We start from the raw sequence: 19,973 nt of genomic DNA, 5'->3' as shown, positions 1-19,973 counted from the left end.
GATTAATCAAAATGGCAGTAGATTTTGATTCCAAGGAATACCTTGGTAAGGTTGACGCCTGGTGGCGTGCAACCAACTATCTTTCAGCAGGTATGATTTTCTTGAAGAGCAATCCATTGTTCTCAGTTACAAACACACCTATTCAAGCTGATGACGTTAAGGTAAAGCCAATCGGTCACTGGGGAACTATCTCAGGACAGACATTCCTTTACGCGCACGCAAACCGTTTGATCAACAAGTACAACCTAAACATGTTCTACATTGGTGGCCCTGGTCACGGTGGACAAGTTATGGTTACTAACTCATACTTGGACGGATCATATACTGATGCATATCCTGAGATTACTCAAGATGTTGAAGGTATGTCACGTTTGTTCAAGCGTTTCTCATTCCCTGGTGGAATTGGGTCACACATGACTGCGCAAACTCCAGGTTCATTGCATGAAGGTGGAGAACTTGGTTACTCACTATCTCACGCAGCTGGTGCAATTTTGGACAATCCTGACCAAATCGCCTTTGCTGTAGTTGGAGATGGTGAAGTTGAGACTGGTCCAGCTATGACTGCTTGGCACTCAATCAAGTTCATCAACCCTAAGAATGATGGTGCAGTTTTGCCTATCTTGGATCTTAACGGATTTAAGATTTCAAACCCAACGATTTTCTCACGTATGAGCGATGAGCACATCACAAAGTTCTTCGAAGGTTTGGGCTACTCACCACGTTTCATCGAAAACGATGAAATCCATGACTACATGGCATACCATGAGATGGCTGCTAAGGTTTTGGACCAAGCTATTGAAGACATCCAAGCAATCCAAAAAGACGCCCGTGAGAACGGTCGTTATGAGGATGGTGAAGTTGCTGCTTGGCCTGTAATTATCGCCCGTTTGCCTAAGGGTTGGGGTGGACCTACACACGACCAATCAGGTGCACCTATTGAAGGTTCATTCCGTGCCCACCAAGTGCCACTTCCTTTGGCACAACAAAAGTTGGACACTTTGCCTGAGTTCGAAGAGTGGTTGAACTCATACAAGCCAACTGAATTGTTCAACGTTGATGGTTCATTGAAGGCTGAAGTTGCCGAAATGGCACCAAAGGGTGACAAGCGTATGGCTGTTAACCCTGTTGCTAACGGTGGACGTGCAGCTGGTGAGGCTGCTACTGATTTGGCTTTGCCAGATTGGAAGCAATTCACTAACGACATTAACGAAGATAACCGTGGAACTGAGTTGCCAGATGGTAACCGTAACATGGATATGAACGTATTGTCAGAGTTCTTCGCTGAAGTTTCAAAGATGAACCCAACATCATTCCGTATCTTCGGACCTGATGAGACAATGTCAAACCGTTTGTGGAAAATGTTTGAGATCACTAACCGTCAATGGATGGAAGAGGTCAAAGAGCCATTTGATCAGCATGAAGCTCCAGAAGGTCGTATCTTAGATGCACAACTTTCAGAGCACCAAGCTGAAGGTTGGTTGGAAGCTTACACTTTGAGTGGCCGTGTTGGTGTATTCGCATCATACGAATCATTCTTGCGTGTCGTAGATTCAATGTTGACTCAACACTTCAAGTGGTTGCGTCACGCCTCAGAGCAATCATGGCGTAACGATTACCCATCATTGAATGTTATTTCAACTTCAACTGTCTTCCAACAAGATCACAACGGTTACACTCACCAAGATCCTGGTATGTTGACACACTTGGCTGAAAAGAAGTCTGACTTCGTTCGCCAATACTTGCCAGCTGATGGAAACACTTTGTTGGCTGTCTTCTCACGTGCCTTCTCAGAGCGTCACAAGGTAAACCACGTTGTTGCTTCAAAGCAACCACGTCAACAATGGTTTACAACTGCTGAAGCTGAAGAGTTAGCTACTGAAGGACTTAAGGTTATCGACTGGGCTTCAACTGTTGCTGCTGGTGAGGATGCTGATATCGTCTTTGCTTCAGCCGGTGTTGAGCCAACAATCGAAACTTTGGCTGCTTTGAACTTGGTTAACGCTGCCTTCCCATCTGTAAAGATGCGTTATGTAAACGTTGTTGAATTGCACCGTTTGCAAAACAAGCACGGTAAGATGAACCACGAGCGTGCTTTGTCTGATGAAGAGTTCTCAAAGTTCTTCGGTGAGTCTGGAACACCTGTTGTCTTCGGATTCCACGGTTATGAAGACCTAATCGAGTCATTCTTCTACGAGCGTGCTCACTTGGGATTGCATGTCCACGGTTACCGTGAAGATGGTGATATCACCACTACTTACGATATGCGTGTATATTCAGAACTAGATCGTTTCAACCAAGCTAAGGATGCCGTTTCTGTTTTGATGGCAAACGGAGTTATTGCTGAAGCTGATGGTCAAGAGTTCTTGAACAAGATGGACGCAATCTTGGCAAAGCACTTCGAAGTTACTCGTAATGAGGGACACGATATTCCAGAGTTTACTGACTGGAAGTGGACTGCTTTGAAGAAATAATCTACTGCCGTTAGATTTTTCAAAAAAAGTTTAGTAAGGTTACTTGTAACGCTTACTAAAAAGGCTCTGAACAGAAATGTTCAGAGCCTTTTTTGTTTGTAAATAATTTGTTAAGTAAATTGATTGTAAGTTAATGGTTTTCTCTGCTACAATGAAACAATTGGAATGGAACGATTTTGGAGGAATTCGACTGTGATTGTACTGTTAGTATTGGGATTAGTGTTACTGATAATCAGCGGGGTGCGTTATTGGCAAAGAGGAAGATTTCATTGGGTAACAATAGTTACTGGAATAATTTTAGTTGTTTTCAGTGGCATTGGTATCCATTTAACTCAGAGTCAACATTTTGGTATGAGTAAGATTCCAGTTGAAAAGACACAAAAAATTGATCCAGCGACTAGTTTGATGGGCTATAAAATTATTGCTACAAATAATTCACATAGCACAGCAGAAGTTTACACTTATCGGCGTGATGGTAAAACTTATCAGACAACTGACTCAGATAAGCGTCCAAGTGTGAAGAAAATTGTCGGTAAGCAAGGTGTCTTAAATACAACAATGAATACTTACCAAGTTACAAGTCCTTGGCAACAAATTCTTTTGGTAGGTATGCCAACGATGATTAAAGGCGAATCTTATACTAAAATTGAGATTCCACAAGACTGGTATGTGATAAATCAAAATGATTTAATTTCCGATCAAAAATTTGTTACTGAACAAAGTAAACAGATTCCAAATAAAGTTGCTAGCGAAACAACAAAGGCAATCCAAGATGCAGCCAAAGATGATGATAGTGTCTTAACTGATAAAGGCAAGCAAAAAGATTTGCAAGATAAGGCAATTTCAGATGTTACCAATCAGGTAAATGATGAGACTAAGCAAGCTTTAGCTAAGCGTTTAAATCAACAAACTGAACTTAAATAATTAAAAAACCCACACTTTTTTGAAGTGTGGGTTTTTTATTGAGAATAATGATTTAAAGGTTATAATCTTTAAGCACTAACTTAATGGGAGCGTGGTCCTGACGAGCACCGGTATTGAGAACTTCAAAAGCGGAAATGTAACTATTTAGTCGTTCTGATAGTAGATAATAGTCGATTCGCCAACCAGAATTATTAATTTTGGCGGTTTTTGAACGCTGAGCCCACCAGGTGTAAACACCTTCAGTAGTGGGGTTTAGATAGCGAAAAGCATCAGTAAAGCCCGCGGCAAGTAATTTTGAAAAGTGTTGCCGTTCTTCATCAGTGAAACCAGCGCTATGATGATTAGAGTTTGGGTGTTTCAAATCAATTTCATTATGGGCAACATTTAAATCGCCAGAGAAAATGACGGGTTTAGTCTGATCAAGGTTTTGGACATAGGTCCGATAAGCGTCATCCCATGCTTGTCGATCGTCTAACCGTGCTAATTCGCTACCTGAGTTTGGCGTGTAGACCGTTGAAACAAAGGTGTTTTCAAATTCAAGTGTGATTATTCGTCCTTCAAGGTCCATGTCACCGGGAGCCGAAATACTAGGGTACTCTACAGATAGAGGGGTATGCCGACTAAGAATCATCGTGCCAGAATAACCGGCGCGACCGGTACTATAGTTTAGATAGCGATGATAATTAGGAAAGAGCATATCTAGTGCATTGGCTTGCTTAGTTGTTAGGCCATTGGGCTTTAGTTTGGTTTCCTGAATGGCTAAAATATCTGGTTTTTGCTCAGCAATTTGCTTAAGTACCTGCCAGGTTAGTTCACCACGGGGTGACTTATGTTCGATTGCAGCATTTAGGCTATCAATATTCCAAGAAATAAATTCCATATTTCCACCTCATTCTCTTCGATACCATCATTGTAGCATATTGGAAAATGATAATTAACTAGTCCTTGTATAGTGATAAAATAAAAACGCATAAGAATTTCTTATGCGTTTACTTGAAATTAATATAGCCCATCAGAGAATCGAACTCTGGATTCCGCGCTGAGAACGCGACGTCTTAACCACTTGACCAATGGGCCAGAAGATATAATTGGTAATTCGAGCAATAGCCCATCAGAGAATCGAACTCTGGATTCCGCGCTGAGAACGCGACGTCTTAACCACTTGACCAATGGGCCAAAAACATCTTCTGTTAAGTTAACAACAATATAGAATAATACAGGACAATAACTGCTATGTCAACTGTTTGCGCAAGGATAATCTATTTTTCTTTGTACCTTGAGTATTGCTACTAACCGCAATTAAGGAATTAACCTCAGAGTTTAAAGGAAAACTAAGGTATAATAGTATCAAACAATTAAAAAGGGGTAGAGGGTAAAATGTCATTTAATCTTTACATGGTTCGCCATGGGCAAACATTTTTTAACAAATACGAACGCATGCAAGGGTGGGGTGATACACCGCTAACTAACCAAGGTGTGGCGGATGGTTACTCTGCAGGTTCGCGATTAAACAATATTCGTTTTAGTGGTGCTTACTCATCTGACCTATCTAGAGCGATTCATACAGCTGAAGAAATTCTCGAGCGTAATCGCCAATCAGCTGGGTTGACTGAGCCAACACAATTGTTCCAATTCCGAGAAGTTTTTTTTGGCTTCTTTGAAGGGCTACCATCTGATCAGAGTGGCAAGATGGTATCTAATGTTTTAGAACAGCCTGAAATGTCTTATGCTGAGCTAATGAATACAATTCCTTACAACGAAGTACTGGACGGCTTTAAAGCTGCAGATCCAACAGCTGATGCTGAGGATGCAGATACGTTTTTTGCCCGTTTAGAGAATGGTTTTGAAATTTTAAGACGAGAGCATCGTGATGGTGACAATGTTTTGTTAGTTGCCCATGGTTCCCTAATCCGTAATATGGCAGCTCGTTATGCTGATCCAGCCCTTGCTGGTCAGAAGATAACGAATGGTTCAGTTACGTTGTGGGAAGTTGATGATGATAATATTAAATTAAAGGTTTACAACGATAACGAAAGAAATTGGTAGTAATAATATATGTACGATAATGAACAGTCCCCACTCCAGCCGGTTGTATTGGTTGGCTTAGATCGTGGTAATGAACAATTTGACTATCAAATGATTGAATTAGCTAATTTAGCTAATGCTAATCATATGACTGTTGTTGATACAGTGACGCAAAAACTAGAACGCCCCAATTCAGCTACTTACTTTGGTAAGGGTAAAATTGAGGAATTAAATGAACTATTAAAGACGCTGGATGTGAAAATGGTTGTGGCTAATGATGAGCTATCACCTTCGCAGATTCGAAATATCGAACAAGGTACAAATGCAACGGTAATGGACCGTACGGCATTAATTCTAGATATTTTCGCTTCACGAGCTAAAACGCGGCTAGCAAAGTTACAAGTTCAGATTGCTCAGTTGCAATATCAATTACCACGTTTAAGAACCAGCATGAATATTCGGCTTGATCAACAGACTGGTGGCGGCGGCAGCTCCTTTACAAGTCGTGGTGCTGGTGAGACTAAGTTGGAAACCAATCGACGTTTGATTGAGCACCAAATTTCGGCCTTACGTAAGGAATTAGCGGAAATTCAGGCTGATGATGATACTCGTCGGGCGCAACGTTCAAAACAGAATATCAAAAATGTTGCACTAATTGGTTATACAAATGCGGGTAAGTCAACCATAATGAATGGTTTGGTAAGTCGATACGGAGAAAATCAAGCTAAATTAGTTTTTCAAGCGGATATGTTGTTTGCCACACTAGAGACATCGGTTAGAAAGATTAATTTACCAGATAAACAAAACTTTATATTATCTGATACAGTTGGTTTCGTTTCACAATTACCACATAACTTAGTTGCTGCCTTTCGGGCAACGTTAGCTGAGGCAGCACAAGCTGATTTACTGGTTCAGGTAGTCGATTATGCTGATCCACATTATCAAGAGATGATGGCAACTACACAAAGTACTTTAAATGAAATTGGGGTTGGGGATATTCCAATGATTACCGTCTACAACAAAGCAGATTTGCGAGCAGATACAGTCTTTCCAGAGCGAACTGGCGATATCTTAACTTTATCAGCTGTGGATGAAGCATCATTAGATTTGTTAGTTGAAACTGTTCGTGAACATATTTTTGCTGATCATGTACAGGTTAAATTGTTGATTCCATTTTCAGAGGGACAATTAGTTTCTGACTTGAATGAGAATGCAACAGTACATGACCTTACTTATAGTGAAGCAGGTACAGAATTAGTGGTAACTTTAACACCGGCACAAGCCGGTCGGTACGATAATTATATAATTAAATAAATTTACTTAAGTGAATTTATAGACTTACTTGTTAGTAAGCTGGAATAGGATGTAATAGGCATCCTATTCCAGCCTTTTCTTTATAATTCAATTAATAATTATTATTCTCTAAATAATACCTTGACACACATAGTAATATGACTTATATTACTATGTGTTGTACAGTAATTGATTAATGGGAGAGAATATGGCAGAAATATCAAAGGACTTAATTCGGGGTCACACTGACGCGATAATATTAAATATTTTGGCTCAAGGTGATTCGTATGGTTATCGAATTGTGCAAGATATTCGTACAATGTCCGCTGGGCAGTATGAGTTAAATGAAGCCACGCTGTATACTGTGTTTCGAAGATTACAAAAAGAGGCCTTAGTGACACCCTATTATGGTAATGAAACGCAAGGGGGGCGGCGGAAATATTACACGATTACCAAGCTTGGTCGTGAAAGTTTAAAAGGTGCCCAAGAAGCTTGGCGTGTTGCTAAACCAATTATTGATCAATTAGTAAATGGAAAGGTTGTAGAGCCATGAATGAAATAATCCAAACCGCTTTAGCACCAATTTTTGAAGGCGTATCACAAAATAGTGAAGTTGCAGACTTTTATCGGGAGCTAACTAGTGATTTAGCTGAATCAGCACAAAATATCCGAGCAGCTGAACCGAATTTGACAAAAGCAGAAGCTGTAAATCGCGCTTTAGATGGTATGGGAGATTTACGAGCAGTTGCTTTGATGATTGCTGAAACTAATTCGGCAGACAAACAATTACCAATTAGCGATGAAGCAATAATTGATTGGGCTAAAAAAGGACAAAAACAGGTTTTTCGTGCGATACCGGTTGACCGGGTGCAGAATGTAATAATTAATGCCTTAGATGCGGATGTACGAATTGTAGCAAGTCATACTGATGATTTAGAGGTAGATTATTATCAACGTGGTATAAATGGCCAAGCAGTACAAATTGATGAAAATGATGGTAATATTCGAATAATATTGCCAAGGCCTAGCTTCATGGATTATGTGATTCCTTTTCGGCATCCACGACAATTTTTGGAAGTACGGCTCCCTGAAGACATCTTGGGAACTTTACGCCTTGATGCACGCGCAGGTCGAGTTGTTTTAGATAATTTCAAGACAGCTGACTTAGATATTGCAGTGATTTTAACAGCAGGTAGCTTACGAATCGAACAAGTAACTGTTAATCGTTTCGATTTGGGAACCAAAGCTGGTAACATTCGGGCGAATCGAGTTAAAGCTGATGAGTGGCGAGTTGTAGCAAGGGCTGGAAACATCCGCTTAGTTGATGTCGAAGGTGATTTTGATGTCGCAGTTCGTTCAGGAAATGTAATTTTAGATGCAGCGATTGGTCATGGTATTTTCAAAGCAACGAGCGGTAATATTCGGACAAATTGGCGTCAGGTAATTGGTGATTTGAATTTTGCTGCAGAATCAGGTACAGTTAAAGCTCGTGTCCCATTGAGTGATCAATTTAAATTTAACTTACAGTCGCAATCTGGAATTGTTCGTTTGAAGCGGGATGCGCATTATGAGGTTCAAGTACAAGGTTATGCTAAAGGCCAAACGCTTGGCACAGCTGAGTACAATATTGTGGCGCGAGTGACCTCAGGAGTTGTAAAAGTTGATTAAGTAAGGATAAGTGATTTTTTAGCTCACTATTTTTATAAAATTAGAATATTGAAAGAGGAGAATACAAATGAAGCTTCTTAAACCCTATTGGAAGGGCTACAAGCTTGATGTCACGTTAGCGGTAATTGCTGTTATTATTATGGCGATTTCAGCTTTGTGGCAACCAACATTGTTAGCAAAGATTGTACAAGCAATTTCCGACGATAAAATGAGTACAGTTAATACAATCGGTATGCAATTATTGTTGTTGGCAGGATTAGGATTATTAGCTGGAGTTGTGAATACAATTTTTTCAGCTCGAGCATCACAAGGAATTGCTGCGGATATTCGTGAGAGTACTTACCGCAAAATTCAAGCATTTTCATTTTCAAATGTTGAGAAATTTTCAGCCGGTAATCTAGTTGTTCGAATGACAAATGATGTCACACAGATTCAAAATGTCTTGATGATGATGCTATCTGTTTTGTTAAGGACTCCAATCCTATTTATTGGTGGTTTTGTGTTGGCAGTTCACTCAATTCCCCAACTATGGTGGGTAATTGTTGTCATGGTCCTATTAGTTTTTATTATTTCTGCTGGAATTTTTAGCCAAATGGGCAAGAAATTTGGTCGGATTCAAGGCTTGATTGATTCAGTTAATCTAAAGGCCAAGGAAAACTTGCAGGGCGTACGTGTTGTTAAGTCATTTAACCAAGAAGGAAATGAACAGGCTCGATTTAATGTGGTTTCTGATGAAACACAAAATGTTAATATCCAAATTGGCTATCTCTTTTCCTTGCTGATTCCAGCCTTTATGTTCGTTGGACAAGGCTTGATGGTTATCGCAATTTATTTTGTTGGTCAAATGGTAGGGGCACACCCTAAAATGTTGGCCGAAGTTACTGGTTTTATTAATTACTTGATGATTATTATGCAGGCAATTATTATCGGTGGAATGATGATGACCTTCGCCTCACGTGCCTTTGTTTCTATGGGACGAATCAAGGAAGTTTTGGATACGAAAGCAGATTTGTTGTATAAGGATGTTCCTGAGCAAAACTTGGACGGAGCAGTTGAATTTGATGATGTATCATTCACTTATCCAGGTGATGATCAGGCAACGCTAAAAGACATTAGCTTTTCAGTTAATTCAGGTGAAATGATTGGAATTGTTGGGGCAACTGGGTCAGGTAAGTCAACGATGGCGCAACTAATCCCAAGATTATTTGATCCAACTAGTGGAACCGTTAAAGTAGGCGGAGTTAACTTAAAGGATGTTAATCAACGTTCGTTAAGGTCAACGGTTGCCTTTGTCTTGCAACGAGCAACGCTCTTTTCTGGTAAAATCGCGGATAATTTGCGCCATGGAAAAGCAGATGCAGATTTGGCTGATATGCAGCGGGCTGCTAATATCGCGCAAGCAGCAGAGTTCGTTGAAGCCTATGATGATCAATATGAACATGTAGTTGAAGAGCGTTCAGCAAACTTCTCAGGTGGTCAGAAGCAACGGCTATCAATTGCCCGTGGTGTTATTGGTGAACCTAAGATTTTGATTTTGGATGATTCAACATCTGCGCTAGATGCTCGCTCCGAAAAGTTGGTCAAAGAAGCGTTAGATCGCGAGTTAAAGGGAACAACAACTTTTGTCATTGCTGAAAAAATCTCATCAGTAGTCAATGCTGACCGAATTTTTGTAATGGATGAAGGTAAGTTAGTTGCGCAAGGAACTCATGCACAACTAATCACTCAATCTGATGTTTACCGGGAAATTTACCAAACACAAAAGGCCCAGGAGGCATAAGACGATGAAAGATTTAAGTAAGTCTGTGCGCTTCTTCGCACACTATTTTAAACGTTATAAAATGTCGTTGCTCTTTATTTTGATTTTTACAATTGCATCGACTTGGCTACAAGTTAAAGCGCCAGTCTATATGGGAAAGTCAATTACTGAGCTTTCTAAGTACTTAATGGTTAAGCTCAATCCAATGACAAGTAGTCAGGCAAGTTTGAGTCACTTCCATTCAGCGCTATGGTTGTTCTTCTTATTTGTATTGATGACAACAGTTGCGACCTTTGCAATGTCACTATTGCAGTCAATTGTTGCACCTAAAGCGGTCAACGATATGCGTAGAGGATTGTTTGCTAAGATGCAAAGAATGACAATCAAGTATTTTGATAACCATCAAGATGGTGAAATTTTAGCTCGATTTACTTCTGATTTGGATAATATTTTCAATGCAATGAATCAAGCAATTTTCCAACTATTTACCCAAGCAATTTTGATGATTGGAATTGTTTGGCAAATGTTCAATCAAGATTATAAAATGGCGTGGGTTACGGTGGCTTCGACCCCAATTGCGGTTATTTTGGCAGCTGTCTTTATTGTTCAAGCACGTAAGTATGTTGACTTGCAACAAGCTGAAGTTGGTCATTTAAATGGTTACATTAATGAGCAAATTAATGGTCAGAAAGTAATTATCACTAATGGTTTGCAAGAGCAATCAATTAATAAGTTTTTAGATCATAATCAGAAGGTTCGACAAGCAACCACGCGTGGTCAAATTTGGTCAGGAATTTTGTTCCCCGTTATGCAAGGAATGTCATTGTTAAATGTTGCCATTGTAATTTACTATGGAGCAACGCAAGCATTAGACGGTTCACTAGCTCAACGTGCTACGGCCTTGGGATTGATTGTTATGTTTGTGTCATTTTCACAACAGTACTACCAACCAATTACCCAAATTACTTCAACCTACAATATGCTACAACAAGCAATTACAGGTGCTAAGAGATTAAATGAAGTTCATGAACAGGCAGATGAAATTAGTCCGGCTGACGGTGTTGAGTTTACGGGACTGAAAGATAAGATTTTGCTAGATGACGTTCACTTCGGCTACAATGATAGTCGTGAAATTTTACACGGTGTATCAATTGAGGTTGATAAGGGCAAGATGGTTGCTTTGGTTGGGCCAACTGGTTCAGGTAAAACAACTGTGATGAATTTGTTGAATCGTTTCTATGATGTAAATTCTGGCGCAGTGACTTTTGATGGAATTGATGTTCGAGATATGAAGTTGACCAGTCTACGCGACCATGTTGGAATCGTTTTGCAAGACTCAACGCTCTTTACTGGAACGATTCGAGATAATGTAGTTTATGGAAAGCCGGATGCAACGGATGAAGAAGTAACTGCGGCAACGAAGCAAGCCAATATTCATGACTTTATTATGAGTCTAGAAGATGGTTATGATACTAAGGTGTCTGATGAAAATTCAGTCTTCTCAACTGGGCAGAAACAATTGATTTCAATTGCACGGACAATTCTAACAAATCCAGATTTGTTAATTTTGGATGAAGCAACTTCAAACGTGGATACAGTCACTGAGGCAAAAATTCAAAAGGCTATGGATAATGTGATTGCAGGTCGGACAAGCTTTGTGATTGCGCATCGACTTAAGACAATTTTGAATGCTGACATGATTGTTGTGTTACGGGACGGAAAGGTTATCGAACAAGGTAGCCATCATGAATTGTTAGCAGAAAATGGTTTCTATGCAGAACTATACAATAACCAAATGGTTTTTGAATAAGCTAACTAAATAAAACCTTGTTAATAATATAGAAGACTGGAAGTGTTAGATTAGACTAATACTTTCAGTTTTTTTATAGATTTGGATAAAAATATTCATAAAAGTGCGGTAGAGTAAAAATAGACAATTAAGTAACAAATTTGTAAAGGCTGGTTCTAATACAGGTTTATTTTATTTACTATGGTAAAATCATAAATAGGATGTTTCAGATAAAGGCGGTATAAACATGGCTGAATATGATATTATGGGGACACCTATTTGGGTCTACTATAAGGATTCAGATACAAAGGCAACCATTCAACCTCCAAAAATAGTTGAAGGCGGATTAGGATCGATTTTTTCAATTAAGGCGGATCAGATTGAAAACTATCAATTGACACGAACTGAGGGCGAAGTTAATGGTATTTTCGATGAAACGATGCACACAATTACCTTCTATTATCGTAAGGCTAATTGGGCTGAAACTGAGGTCTTGACTAATAAATATATTATTGTGATGAAGGATACGCCCATCTACGCAACAATCACTGGTGAAGAACCGGTCGATGTAATGCGGGAAAACTCAACTTGGAAGGTAACTACTAGAGTTGCAACCAAAAATGGTAAATTTTGGTATCAGCTAGCAGACTCACGTTGGATTATGTATGCACGAAATAATATTAAATTAGTCGATAGTCCAAATGAGGCATTGTTGAGTACTCAAGGAGATGTAGCTCTTAACAAATGGCCAACTAAACCGTTGAAGGCAATGGCAAATATCGATTACGTAGCAAATAGTGCAGTTTCAGTTTACTATCAACCTTATGGGCGTGAGATGGCAATGTTGCCTAATGGTCGTTTAGTTGAAGTGTCTGAGGTAATGGAGGATCCGTCAGGCGTTAATTGGTATCACTTAAAGCCGGCTGGTTGGATTAATGGAATTTATTTAAAATTCCAAGAAGAATAGTTTTAAATTGGTTTAGCTTAAAATTAAATATGTAAAGAATAGGTAGGCATTGATTGATGATTTAATGCCTACCTATTTTGGTATAGTCAATAACTTTTGTAAGTTTTACAAATTTTGTTAAAATTAAAGCAAACGCTTACTTGGAGGGTAGAAATGAGTGAACCATTGATATTAGAGCCAGTTTTTCATCAAAAAATATGGGGTGGTACGACTTTACATGACCGGTATAATTTTAGTTTACCTAGTGAAAAAACCGGTGAGGCTTGGATGGTATCTGGACATCAGAATGGGGTTGAAAAAATTAAGAATGGGCGATTTGCTGGCATGAGTTTAGCCCAACTATGGCGACAAGAACCAGCATTGTTTGAAAATGCGGATGTTGATCGTCCATTTCCGCTGTTAGTTAAGTTGCTAGACGCACATCAAGATTTGTCAGTACAGGTTCATCCTGATGATGAATATGCAGCTGAGCACCAGAATGAATTGGGAAAAACAGAGTCTTGGTATGTGGTAGATGCTGCGCCGGGAGCTGAAATTTATTATGGACATAAGGCACAGACTAAAGCTGAATTTGATCAGCTCGTCGATACCAGTAATTGGGAGCAGTTATTACAAAAGGTACCAGTTAAAGCCGGTGATTTTTTCTACGTTCCAGCCGGTACATTGCACGCCTTGGGGGCGGGAACTTTTGTCTTAGAAACGCAGCAGTCATCAGATGTAACCTACCGAGTTTACGACTTTGACCGACGTGATGTGAAAACTGGTCAGTTAAGAGAATTGCACTTAACTGATGCCAAAGCTGTGACAACGGTTCCGTTTCAAGCAGAAAAGCCAAAACAAACAATTAAAGAAATTACCGGAATAACGATTACAACTTTAGTTACTGCACCATATTTTAATGTTTTTAAATGGGAATTGTCTGGCCAGGCAATCCTACAAAAGGAAGCACCATATACTTTAGTTACGGTAATAGATGGCAGTGCAGAGTTGGTGATTGATGGTAAGCAATATCAATTAACTGGTGGAACTGCTTTTGTATTACCTGCAGATGTGACTGACTGGCAACTAAATGGTCAGGCAACTTTAATTGCTGCCACCCCTGGTTTTGCAGCAAAGTAATTAATTTAAATAACCGTCCCAGTGGTTTGAGACGGTTATTTTGGTTGATTGAGTATCTTGACCAATGAAAAAGTTAGGCATAGACTTTAGTTAATGATTACAAATGTAGACGAGTAGGGGAGATTATGGTTAAGAATGATATGCAACATGGTGAGATGAACCATATGGGAATGAATGATATGCAACATGGTGAGATGAACCATATGGGAATGAATGATATGCAACATGGTGAGATGAACCATATGCAGATGATGAACCATGGTGGCCATATGATGAATATGGGTGATATGAAGAAAAAATTATGGGTTAGTATTGTCTTGATGATACCATTATTGTTGATTTCACCAGTTGGTGGCTATACACTACTACATTTTACAGGTAGTAGTTGGCTGGCTTTAGCCCTTGGAACAGTAATATTTTTTTATGGAGGCAGTCCATTTTTCAGTGGTGCTCGTGGTGAATTTAAGAGTCGTAAGCCTGCGATGATGATGTTGATTACATTGGGAATTACAGTTGCTTATGTATATTCAGTTTACGCAACTTTTATTGTCTATTTTGGTGGTCAGGCAATGAGTTTTTGGTTTGAGCTGGCAACATTGATTGTAATCATGTTAATTGGTCATATCATTGAAATGAATGCAATTATGCGGGCTGGGGATGCAGTTAGTGATTTGGCAACCTTGGTACCTAAAATGGCACACTTGGAGAATGGCCAAGATGTACCAATTGCCATGTTAAAGATTGATGATGTCGTTGTGGTTAAAGAGAATGAACGAATACCAGCTGATGGAAGTGTTTTAAGTGCTACACTAGTCGATGAATCAATGATTACTGGTGAATCACGAGCAGTGAAAAAAGCAATTGGCGACCAGGTATTTGGTGGCTCATTAAATCAAAATACACCATTTACAATGAAAGTAAAAAATGTAGGTGCAGATTCATTTTTGGCGCAGGTAGCAGCCTTGGTTGCTAAAGCGCAAAATCAAAAGTCAGCCGCAGAAAATTTAGCTGATCGAGTTGCCGGTTACTTGTTTTATGCAGCTTTGATTGTTGGAATTTTAGCTTTCATTTTTTGGTCAGTTACGACGAACTTTAGTTTCGCATTATTGTTAGCAGTGTCTGTCTTTGTGATTGCTTGTCCGCATGCTTTGGGATTGGCCGTACCATTAATTGTGGCCCGTCTAACAAATATTTCGGCAAAAAATGGCTTATTAATTCAAAATCGAACTAGTCTTGAAAAAATCGATGCAATTAAGTATGCACTAATGGATAAAACAGGTACCTTAACAGACGGAAAGTTCGTAGTTAGAGATGTCGTAAAGTTATCAGCAACTGATGTTGATGTATTACAAATGATGGCTGCGTTAGAAACACAATCAACCCATCCGATTGCACAAGCCATTTTAAAGGCTGCTGATGGTAAAATTTTACCTGCAACTGAAGTGCAAAATATACCAGGTATTGGTTTAACTGGGCAGATTGCTGGACAGAAATATTCAATTGTCAATGCAAAGTATTTATATGACCATCAATTAGCTTTTGATCAAACTAAAGTAGCAGCTGCTCTTAAGCAGGGCTTAACAGTAAGTTTTTTGCTACTTGATAATCAAGTTTTAGGTTATGTTATTTTGGGTGATTCACTTAGATCAGATGCAGTTGCCTTTGTGAAAGGTTTGATTGCACAAGGAATTACGCCTGTTATGCTGACAGGTGACAATCAAGCAACTGCAGCAAAAATTTCAGCTAGTTTGGGGATTGAAGCCTTTCAAGCAGAATTAAAGCCAGCCGATAAAGCGACAATTGTAAAAAAGTATCAAGAGCAAGGTGCGGTTCTATTTATCGGAGATGGAGTTAATGATTCGCCTGCATTAGCGACTGCTGACTTAGGGATTGCAATTGGGGCAGGTACCTCGGTGGCAATAAATTCAGCTGATGTTGTTTTGGTTAATTCAAATCCTAGTGATGTACTTGATCTCTTATTGATTGCACATAAGAGTAATCGTAAGATGAAAGAGAACCTCTGGTTTGGAGCCGGATATAATATTATTGCAATTCCCTTGGCTGCAGGAGTTCTTTATCCTACATTCCATATATATATTGCTCCACTCGTTGCAGCAATTTTGATGAGTATATCAACAGTGATTGTTGCAATTAATGCAATGACCTTACGATATGATAAATAAGTTAAGCTAATAAAAGAGGTGAAATTCTAAATGAGTTTCACCTCTTTTATTAGCAATTAAACATTTTATTTTTTCATGTATCTTTTTCAATTAGGGTAAGTGACTCAGCATTGACCTTATTTAATTAGAGCAGTAATTGGTGTGTGCATTAAAAAAAGGAACCTTTTTTCAAACAGAGAAACCGGCTCTGGTTCGGTGGCAGTTAGCCAAGTTGCAATAACACTATTAATTTGCTTTTCAATTAACACGGCTAAAAACCGACTAGACAAACCATGGGATTGACTCTGGTTAGTTAAGTGAGCTTGAATTAATGGGGTATAGCGGTTACTTAGATAGTTAATCCAATCATTGTTGCTAGGACTTGTATATAAAATTTTTAAGTAGTAACGTTGTGCCCAAATTAAAGGTAAAACAGTCTGGGCAAAGTAATCAACTAAACTACCATCTTTTCTCGGCTGGTAGTCTTGTAATTGGCGATTAATATAAAAATCGACCATTTCGTAGCTTGCACGTGTGATGGCCGCAAGATTTGGAAAGTGTTTTTTATAGATGTTTTGTCGACGGATACCAACTTTATCGGCAATCATTTGCATAGTAATAGTTTTGCTTACGCCGCATTCTTGGATACAGACAAAATAAGCATCAATTATTAATAGCTGACGTTCACTAAATAGCAGCATAAGCTTACCTACCTTTAAATTTATTGACTTCTCCAATATTTAAACACTTTTTTTTGAAAAGCTAGATATAAAAACATGACAACTTGTCACTTATTTTCGCTATTTTTAAAGATTATTATCCTTGATTGCTGATTCCTCTAAGCTAAGTTAGCTTCTATATGGGTTTAAAGCATTACAGAGTGAATATTATCAGGCTTCCCTTGATTAATGATTATCAAATATGATAGACCTCGTGGTCATTTGCTAGATATCATATTTATGATATTTCTATAATAAGTTATGGGGTTATCGAATATGTTCCAAAAATTTATAAAGCGGCTTCCCTTTAAATCAAGCTTACAAAAGTTACTAACTATTATTTTTGTAGTGAGCTTAGCTATTTTCATCAGTACTAGACCGGGTTATGCTCAAGAAGAGTTCGCACAAGTCACTGATGAAGGTATCAAAATAGGGACGACATTAGTCGAAACTAATAAGGTAGATAATGATACTGAACTAAATAGGGAAGGTAATACTCAGGTGCAAACGCCTGAAAAGACAAATGAAGCAGAGTTAGTAGGTAGTTCTTTGGTACCATTTGATTCGCAAATTAGTATCAGGGAGCCGGAATTTCAAAAATCTAATAATGCATATTCTTTGGTATCTGAAACAAAGCCAGACGAATTGGTTGAAGCTCCAGCTGAAGCTAATGAACAAATAATTGGGACTTGGGGGACTGTGCCATGGCATTTTCAGGCGGGTTGTTTAACTTTTGGTGATGGTATTGCTCCATCTGTACAAAGAACGGCCAAATTATCAGCCCCTTTTTTAGCAGATTCAAAATTACAAGAATATATACCACAAATCAAACAAATTGATATTATTGGTAGGGTAATATTACCGAGTAATAGCAGTGCGCTTTTTTCAAAAATACCGGCACTGAAAAAAATTACCGGATTATCTAATTTGGAACTGGCAGCAGTTACCGATATGCGGGAAATGTTTGCAGATAATCCAACTTTAGTCGAGCTTCCTTTAGCTGGATTCAAGACAATTCAAGTCAGCGATGTAAGACGGATGTTTGCAAATATTCCCAAGCTAGAGAAGCTAGATTTATCCAATTTAGATTTTTCAAAAGTAAAACGGCATCGGACAGCTGAATTGTTTGTGGGTAGTAACAATTTACGGGAAATTACCTTTATGAATCGAACATTTGGACAATCAGCCAAAACAGCAAACGGACATATGATTAATTATTTAGAACCACATGAGTCATCGTTAATGCACGTGCCAGTTGATGCACGTTATGGTGGCAAGTGGATACAAAATAATTTCAATACAGAAAATCAAATGGTAAACCGCGGGCCTGGACTTTTAGGAAAACAAGTGTTGCAAAATTTAGGTAGAAAAAAGGGTTCTACGGGTACTTGGGTTTGGGCCCCGGCTCTGCTTGGTAAAGCCAAAGAGCCTAAGACTTTATATGTCAGTCCCAATATGCCTGTGCAGAAAATTAATGCTTTGATAAAATTTAATCAAGCAGAATTAGTTAAACTAACAACGATAAACGCTTCAGCGGTAACAAACTGGCGGGTTGAGCCAACTTTGTTGATAAATAACGCGCCAGTAGATTTGGGTATACATCAAGTGATTTGGCAGATTTACACAAATGATATGGCACAACCAATTGATACATTTATAGGTACCGTCAATTTAGTTAGAGACAAATCAGCTTTAGTGGTTGAAGATGATTGGCAATTTATTGATGATTTTGAAAATTATAATCCTATGAGCTTAGTATCTAGGGTTGTAGGACCCAACGGGGAGGAACTTGCCAAGACAGGTGTGGATATACAGTTAATGGCTAACTATCCTAAATTTGGTCAAACACAACAATTGCTTTATCAAATTAAGCATCACTATTGGCAGAGTCAAAAATATAGCCGAAAACAATCAACATTAATCCAGTGGACTGGTGAACCAATTATAAAAAGTGCTCAGTTGAACCTAGTTGCAGTAAAAGATCAACATATAACGCAGGGAGCCAAATTTGATTGGACTAAATCAGTTGTCTGGCATAAACCGCTACCTAGTAACCGAGTTGTAGTAAGGTTACCTGAGAAATTTAATCAAACTAGTGTGGATAAGCCTGGTGAATACATAGTAACAATTCTTTTAATAGCGGCTAATGGTAAACAAAGTAGCCGGGATATAAAGTTAATCGTATTACCCTTAATGGCAGAGACATCCCAATTAATTGGGCGAGTTGAGTTGGCAGCTGAGTTGTTTCAGCCAGAGTGTGCAAAAACTAGGCATGTAGAAAATACCCCTATTGCTCTAAATCGACAGATAAGTGGGAATGGTTTTGGCGAAGGTTATTTCATAAAATCACATAACCAACAACAAAGTAGTTTACCAGCCTTAGCGGTAAGCAAAAATAATATTTGGACTTACGTGGGAGGAAGCGTAATTATATTTGTTTTGGGTTATAAGCCATTGGCTAAGTATACAAAAAAGGCTAGTTCCAATAGAACTAGCAGATAGGTAGTAGACTAGACGAACTAAATTTGGTCGAGTAAGGTTACTATTTGGCACATTCAATACAATCGCAAGCCAAAGTGTTAGGGGCAGTTTGAGCTTTTTGAGTTAAGATAGCTTGTAACTTTTTTATATCAGCTTGGCTGAGCGATAAATCTGGTAGGACATTAGCTAAAGAGTTACCAACTTTCATGGTGCATAGTTGACCGAATAGATTGTTGAGCGCTTTATCCATTGAATCTTGTTCAGTAATGGTACTTTCATATACAAAGGCATGCTGTTTTTTTTCAACTTGAAGCGCCCCTTTTTTAACTAAACGACCCAAAAAGGTTTTAACAGTAGTTACCTGCCAACCCTTTTGTGTCATTAATATTGAGGCAATCTCTTTGCTGGTGGCGGTACCCAAGGTCCAAATGACTCGCATAACAGCCCATTCAGCATCGGTAATTTCAATTTCATTCATAAAATAAATGCTCCTGACTTGGTGTAGGACTAGATTAATGACAGAATACAAAGTAGCGTATAACATCAGAACAAAGTTTACAACTGTAATTTAAAAGTTTCAAATCTAGAAATAGACT

Annotated in this window: 15 protein-coding genes and 2 tRNA genes; 12 read left to right on the top strand and 5 right to left on the bottom strand. The window is 38.7% G+C overall.

Translation table 11 applies throughout. The annotated features are described in order from the left end of the window. Nucleotides 1-11 precede the first annotated feature (11 nt). Nucleotides 12-2,471 (top strand): phosphoketolase family protein, encoded by a 2,460-nt coding sequence (locus TT13_RS00740; protein ID WP_027698198.1) that lies wholly within the window; start codon nt 12-14, stop codon nt 2,469-2,471. Between the two features lie 165 nt (nt 2,472-2,636). Continuing rightward, nucleotides 2,637-3,395 carry a DUF4811 domain-containing protein gene (locus tag TT13_RS00735; protein WP_082816151.1) on the top strand — a complete coding sequence of 253 codons (759 nt, stop codon included), beginning with the start codon at nt 2,637-2,639 and terminating at the stop codon, nt 3,393-3,395. Nucleotides 3,396-3,447: 52 nt separating this feature from the next. On the opposite strand, the gene TT13_RS00730 is transcribed toward TT13_RS00735, so the two are convergent. The 3 genes from TT13_RS00730 to TT13_RS00720 all read right to left on the bottom strand — a co-directional run bounded on the left by TT13_RS00730 (nt 3,448) and on the right by TT13_RS00720 (nt 4,571). Beyond that, a complete protein-coding gene (locus TT13_RS00730) occupies nt 3,448-4,275 on the bottom strand; it encodes an exodeoxyribonuclease III (RefSeq protein WP_027698196.1) in 828 nt (275 codons plus the stop codon). A 125-nt stretch (nt 4,276-4,400) separates the two neighbouring features. Further along, nucleotides 4,401-4,472: transfer RNA gene (locus TT13_RS00725), tRNA-Glu, on the bottom strand. A 27-nt stretch (nt 4,473-4,499) separates the two neighbouring features. Then, nucleotides 4,500-4,571 (bottom strand) — tRNA-Glu (locus TT13_RS00720). Nucleotides 4,572-4,772: 201 nt separating this feature from the next. Between TT13_RS00720 and TT13_RS00715 the strand changes: the two genes are divergently transcribed. The 9 genes from TT13_RS00715 to TT13_RS00675 all read left to right on the top strand — a co-directional run bounded on the left by TT13_RS00715 (nt 4,773) and on the right by TT13_RS00675 (nt 16,198). Further along, the gene (locus TT13_RS00715; protein WP_027698195.1) at nt 4,773-5,441 is read left to right on the top strand and encodes a histidine phosphatase family protein; all 669 of its coding nucleotides are present in this window, start codon (nt 4,773-4,775) and stop codon (nt 5,439-5,441) included. Nucleotides 5,442-5,450: 9 nt separating this feature from the next. Continuing rightward, nucleotides 5,451-6,734 carry a GTPase HflX gene (gene hflX, locus TT13_RS00710; RefSeq protein ID WP_027698194.1) on the top strand — a complete coding sequence of 428 codons (1,284 nt, stop codon included), beginning with the start codon at nt 5,451-5,453 and terminating at the stop codon, nt 6,732-6,734. 187 nt (nt 6,735-6,921) lie between these two features. Then, complete coding sequence (locus tag TT13_RS00705) at nt 6,922-7,266, top strand: PadR family transcriptional regulator (protein WP_027698193.1); 345 nt, start codon at nt 6,922-6,924, stop codon at nt 7,264-7,266. Further along, nucleotides 7,263-8,381: a DUF4097 family beta strand repeat-containing protein gene (locus tag TT13_RS00700; RefSeq protein ID WP_027698192.1), complete on the top strand. Its 1,119-nt coding sequence runs from the start codon at nt 7,263-7,265 to the stop codon at nt 8,379-8,381. Before TT13_RS00705 ends, TT13_RS00700 begins: the two co-directional genes overlap by 4 nt. A 67-nt stretch (nt 8,382-8,448) precedes the next feature. After that, on the top strand, nt 8,449-10,161 hold the full coding sequence (locus TT13_RS00695; protein ID WP_027698191.1) for an ABC transporter ATP-binding protein: 1,713 nt from the start codon (nt 8,449-8,451) through the stop codon (nt 10,159-10,161). A 4-nt stretch (nt 10,162-10,165) separates the two neighbouring features. After that, nucleotides 10,166-11,950 (top strand): ABC transporter ATP-binding protein, encoded by a 1,785-nt coding sequence (locus TT13_RS00690; RefSeq protein WP_027698190.1) that lies wholly within the window; start codon nt 10,166-10,168, stop codon nt 11,948-11,950. Between the two features lie 226 nt (nt 11,951-12,176). Beyond that, nucleotides 12,177-12,896 (top strand): MucBP domain-containing protein, encoded by a 720-nt coding sequence (locus tag TT13_RS00685; RefSeq protein ID WP_027698189.1) that lies wholly within the window; start codon nt 12,177-12,179, stop codon nt 12,894-12,896. Between the two features lie 153 nt (nt 12,897-13,049). After that, nucleotides 13,050-14,015 (top strand): mannose-6-phosphate isomerase, class I, encoded by a 966-nt coding sequence (manA, locus tag TT13_RS00680; RefSeq protein ID WP_027698188.1) that lies wholly within the window; start codon nt 13,050-13,052, stop codon nt 14,013-14,015. Nucleotides 14,016-14,140: 125 nt separating this feature from the next. Continuing rightward, nucleotides 14,141-16,198 (top strand): copper-translocating P-type ATPase, encoded by a 2,058-nt coding sequence (locus TT13_RS00675; protein WP_027698187.1) that lies wholly within the window; start codon nt 14,141-14,143, stop codon nt 16,196-16,198. Between the two features lie 116 nt (nt 16,199-16,314). Here TT13_RS00675 and TT13_RS00670 read toward each other — a convergent pair whose 3' ends face one another. Further along, a complete protein-coding gene (locus TT13_RS00670) occupies nt 16,315-16,914 on the bottom strand; it encodes a TetR/AcrR family transcriptional regulator (protein ID WP_145912318.1) in 600 nt (199 codons plus the stop codon). 258 nt (nt 16,915-17,172) lie between these two features. Here TT13_RS00670 and TT13_RS00665 point away from each other — a divergent pair, with 258 nt between their 5' ends. Continuing rightward, the gene (locus TT13_RS00665; RefSeq protein ID WP_027698185.1) at nt 17,173-19,398 is read left to right on the top strand and encodes a BspA family leucine-rich repeat surface protein; all 2,226 of its coding nucleotides are present in this window, start codon (nt 17,173-17,175) and stop codon (nt 19,396-19,398) included. Between the two features lie 40 nt (nt 19,399-19,438). Here the strand turns inward: TT13_RS00665 and TT13_RS00660 are convergent, their stop codons facing one another. Beyond that, nucleotides 19,439-19,855, bottom strand: a complete 417-nt coding sequence (locus TT13_RS00660) for a CopY/TcrY family copper transport repressor (protein WP_027698184.1) — start codon at nt 19,853-19,855, stop codon at nt 19,439-19,441. Nucleotides 19,856-19,973: the final 118 nt, after the last annotated feature.

Source organism: Weissella oryzae SG25, from assembly GCF_000691805.2.
Taxonomy (GTDB): Bacteria; Bacillota; Bacilli; order Lactobacillales; family Lactobacillaceae; genus Weissella; species Weissella oryzae.
This window is presented reverse-complemented; position numbering and strand designations above follow the sequence as displayed.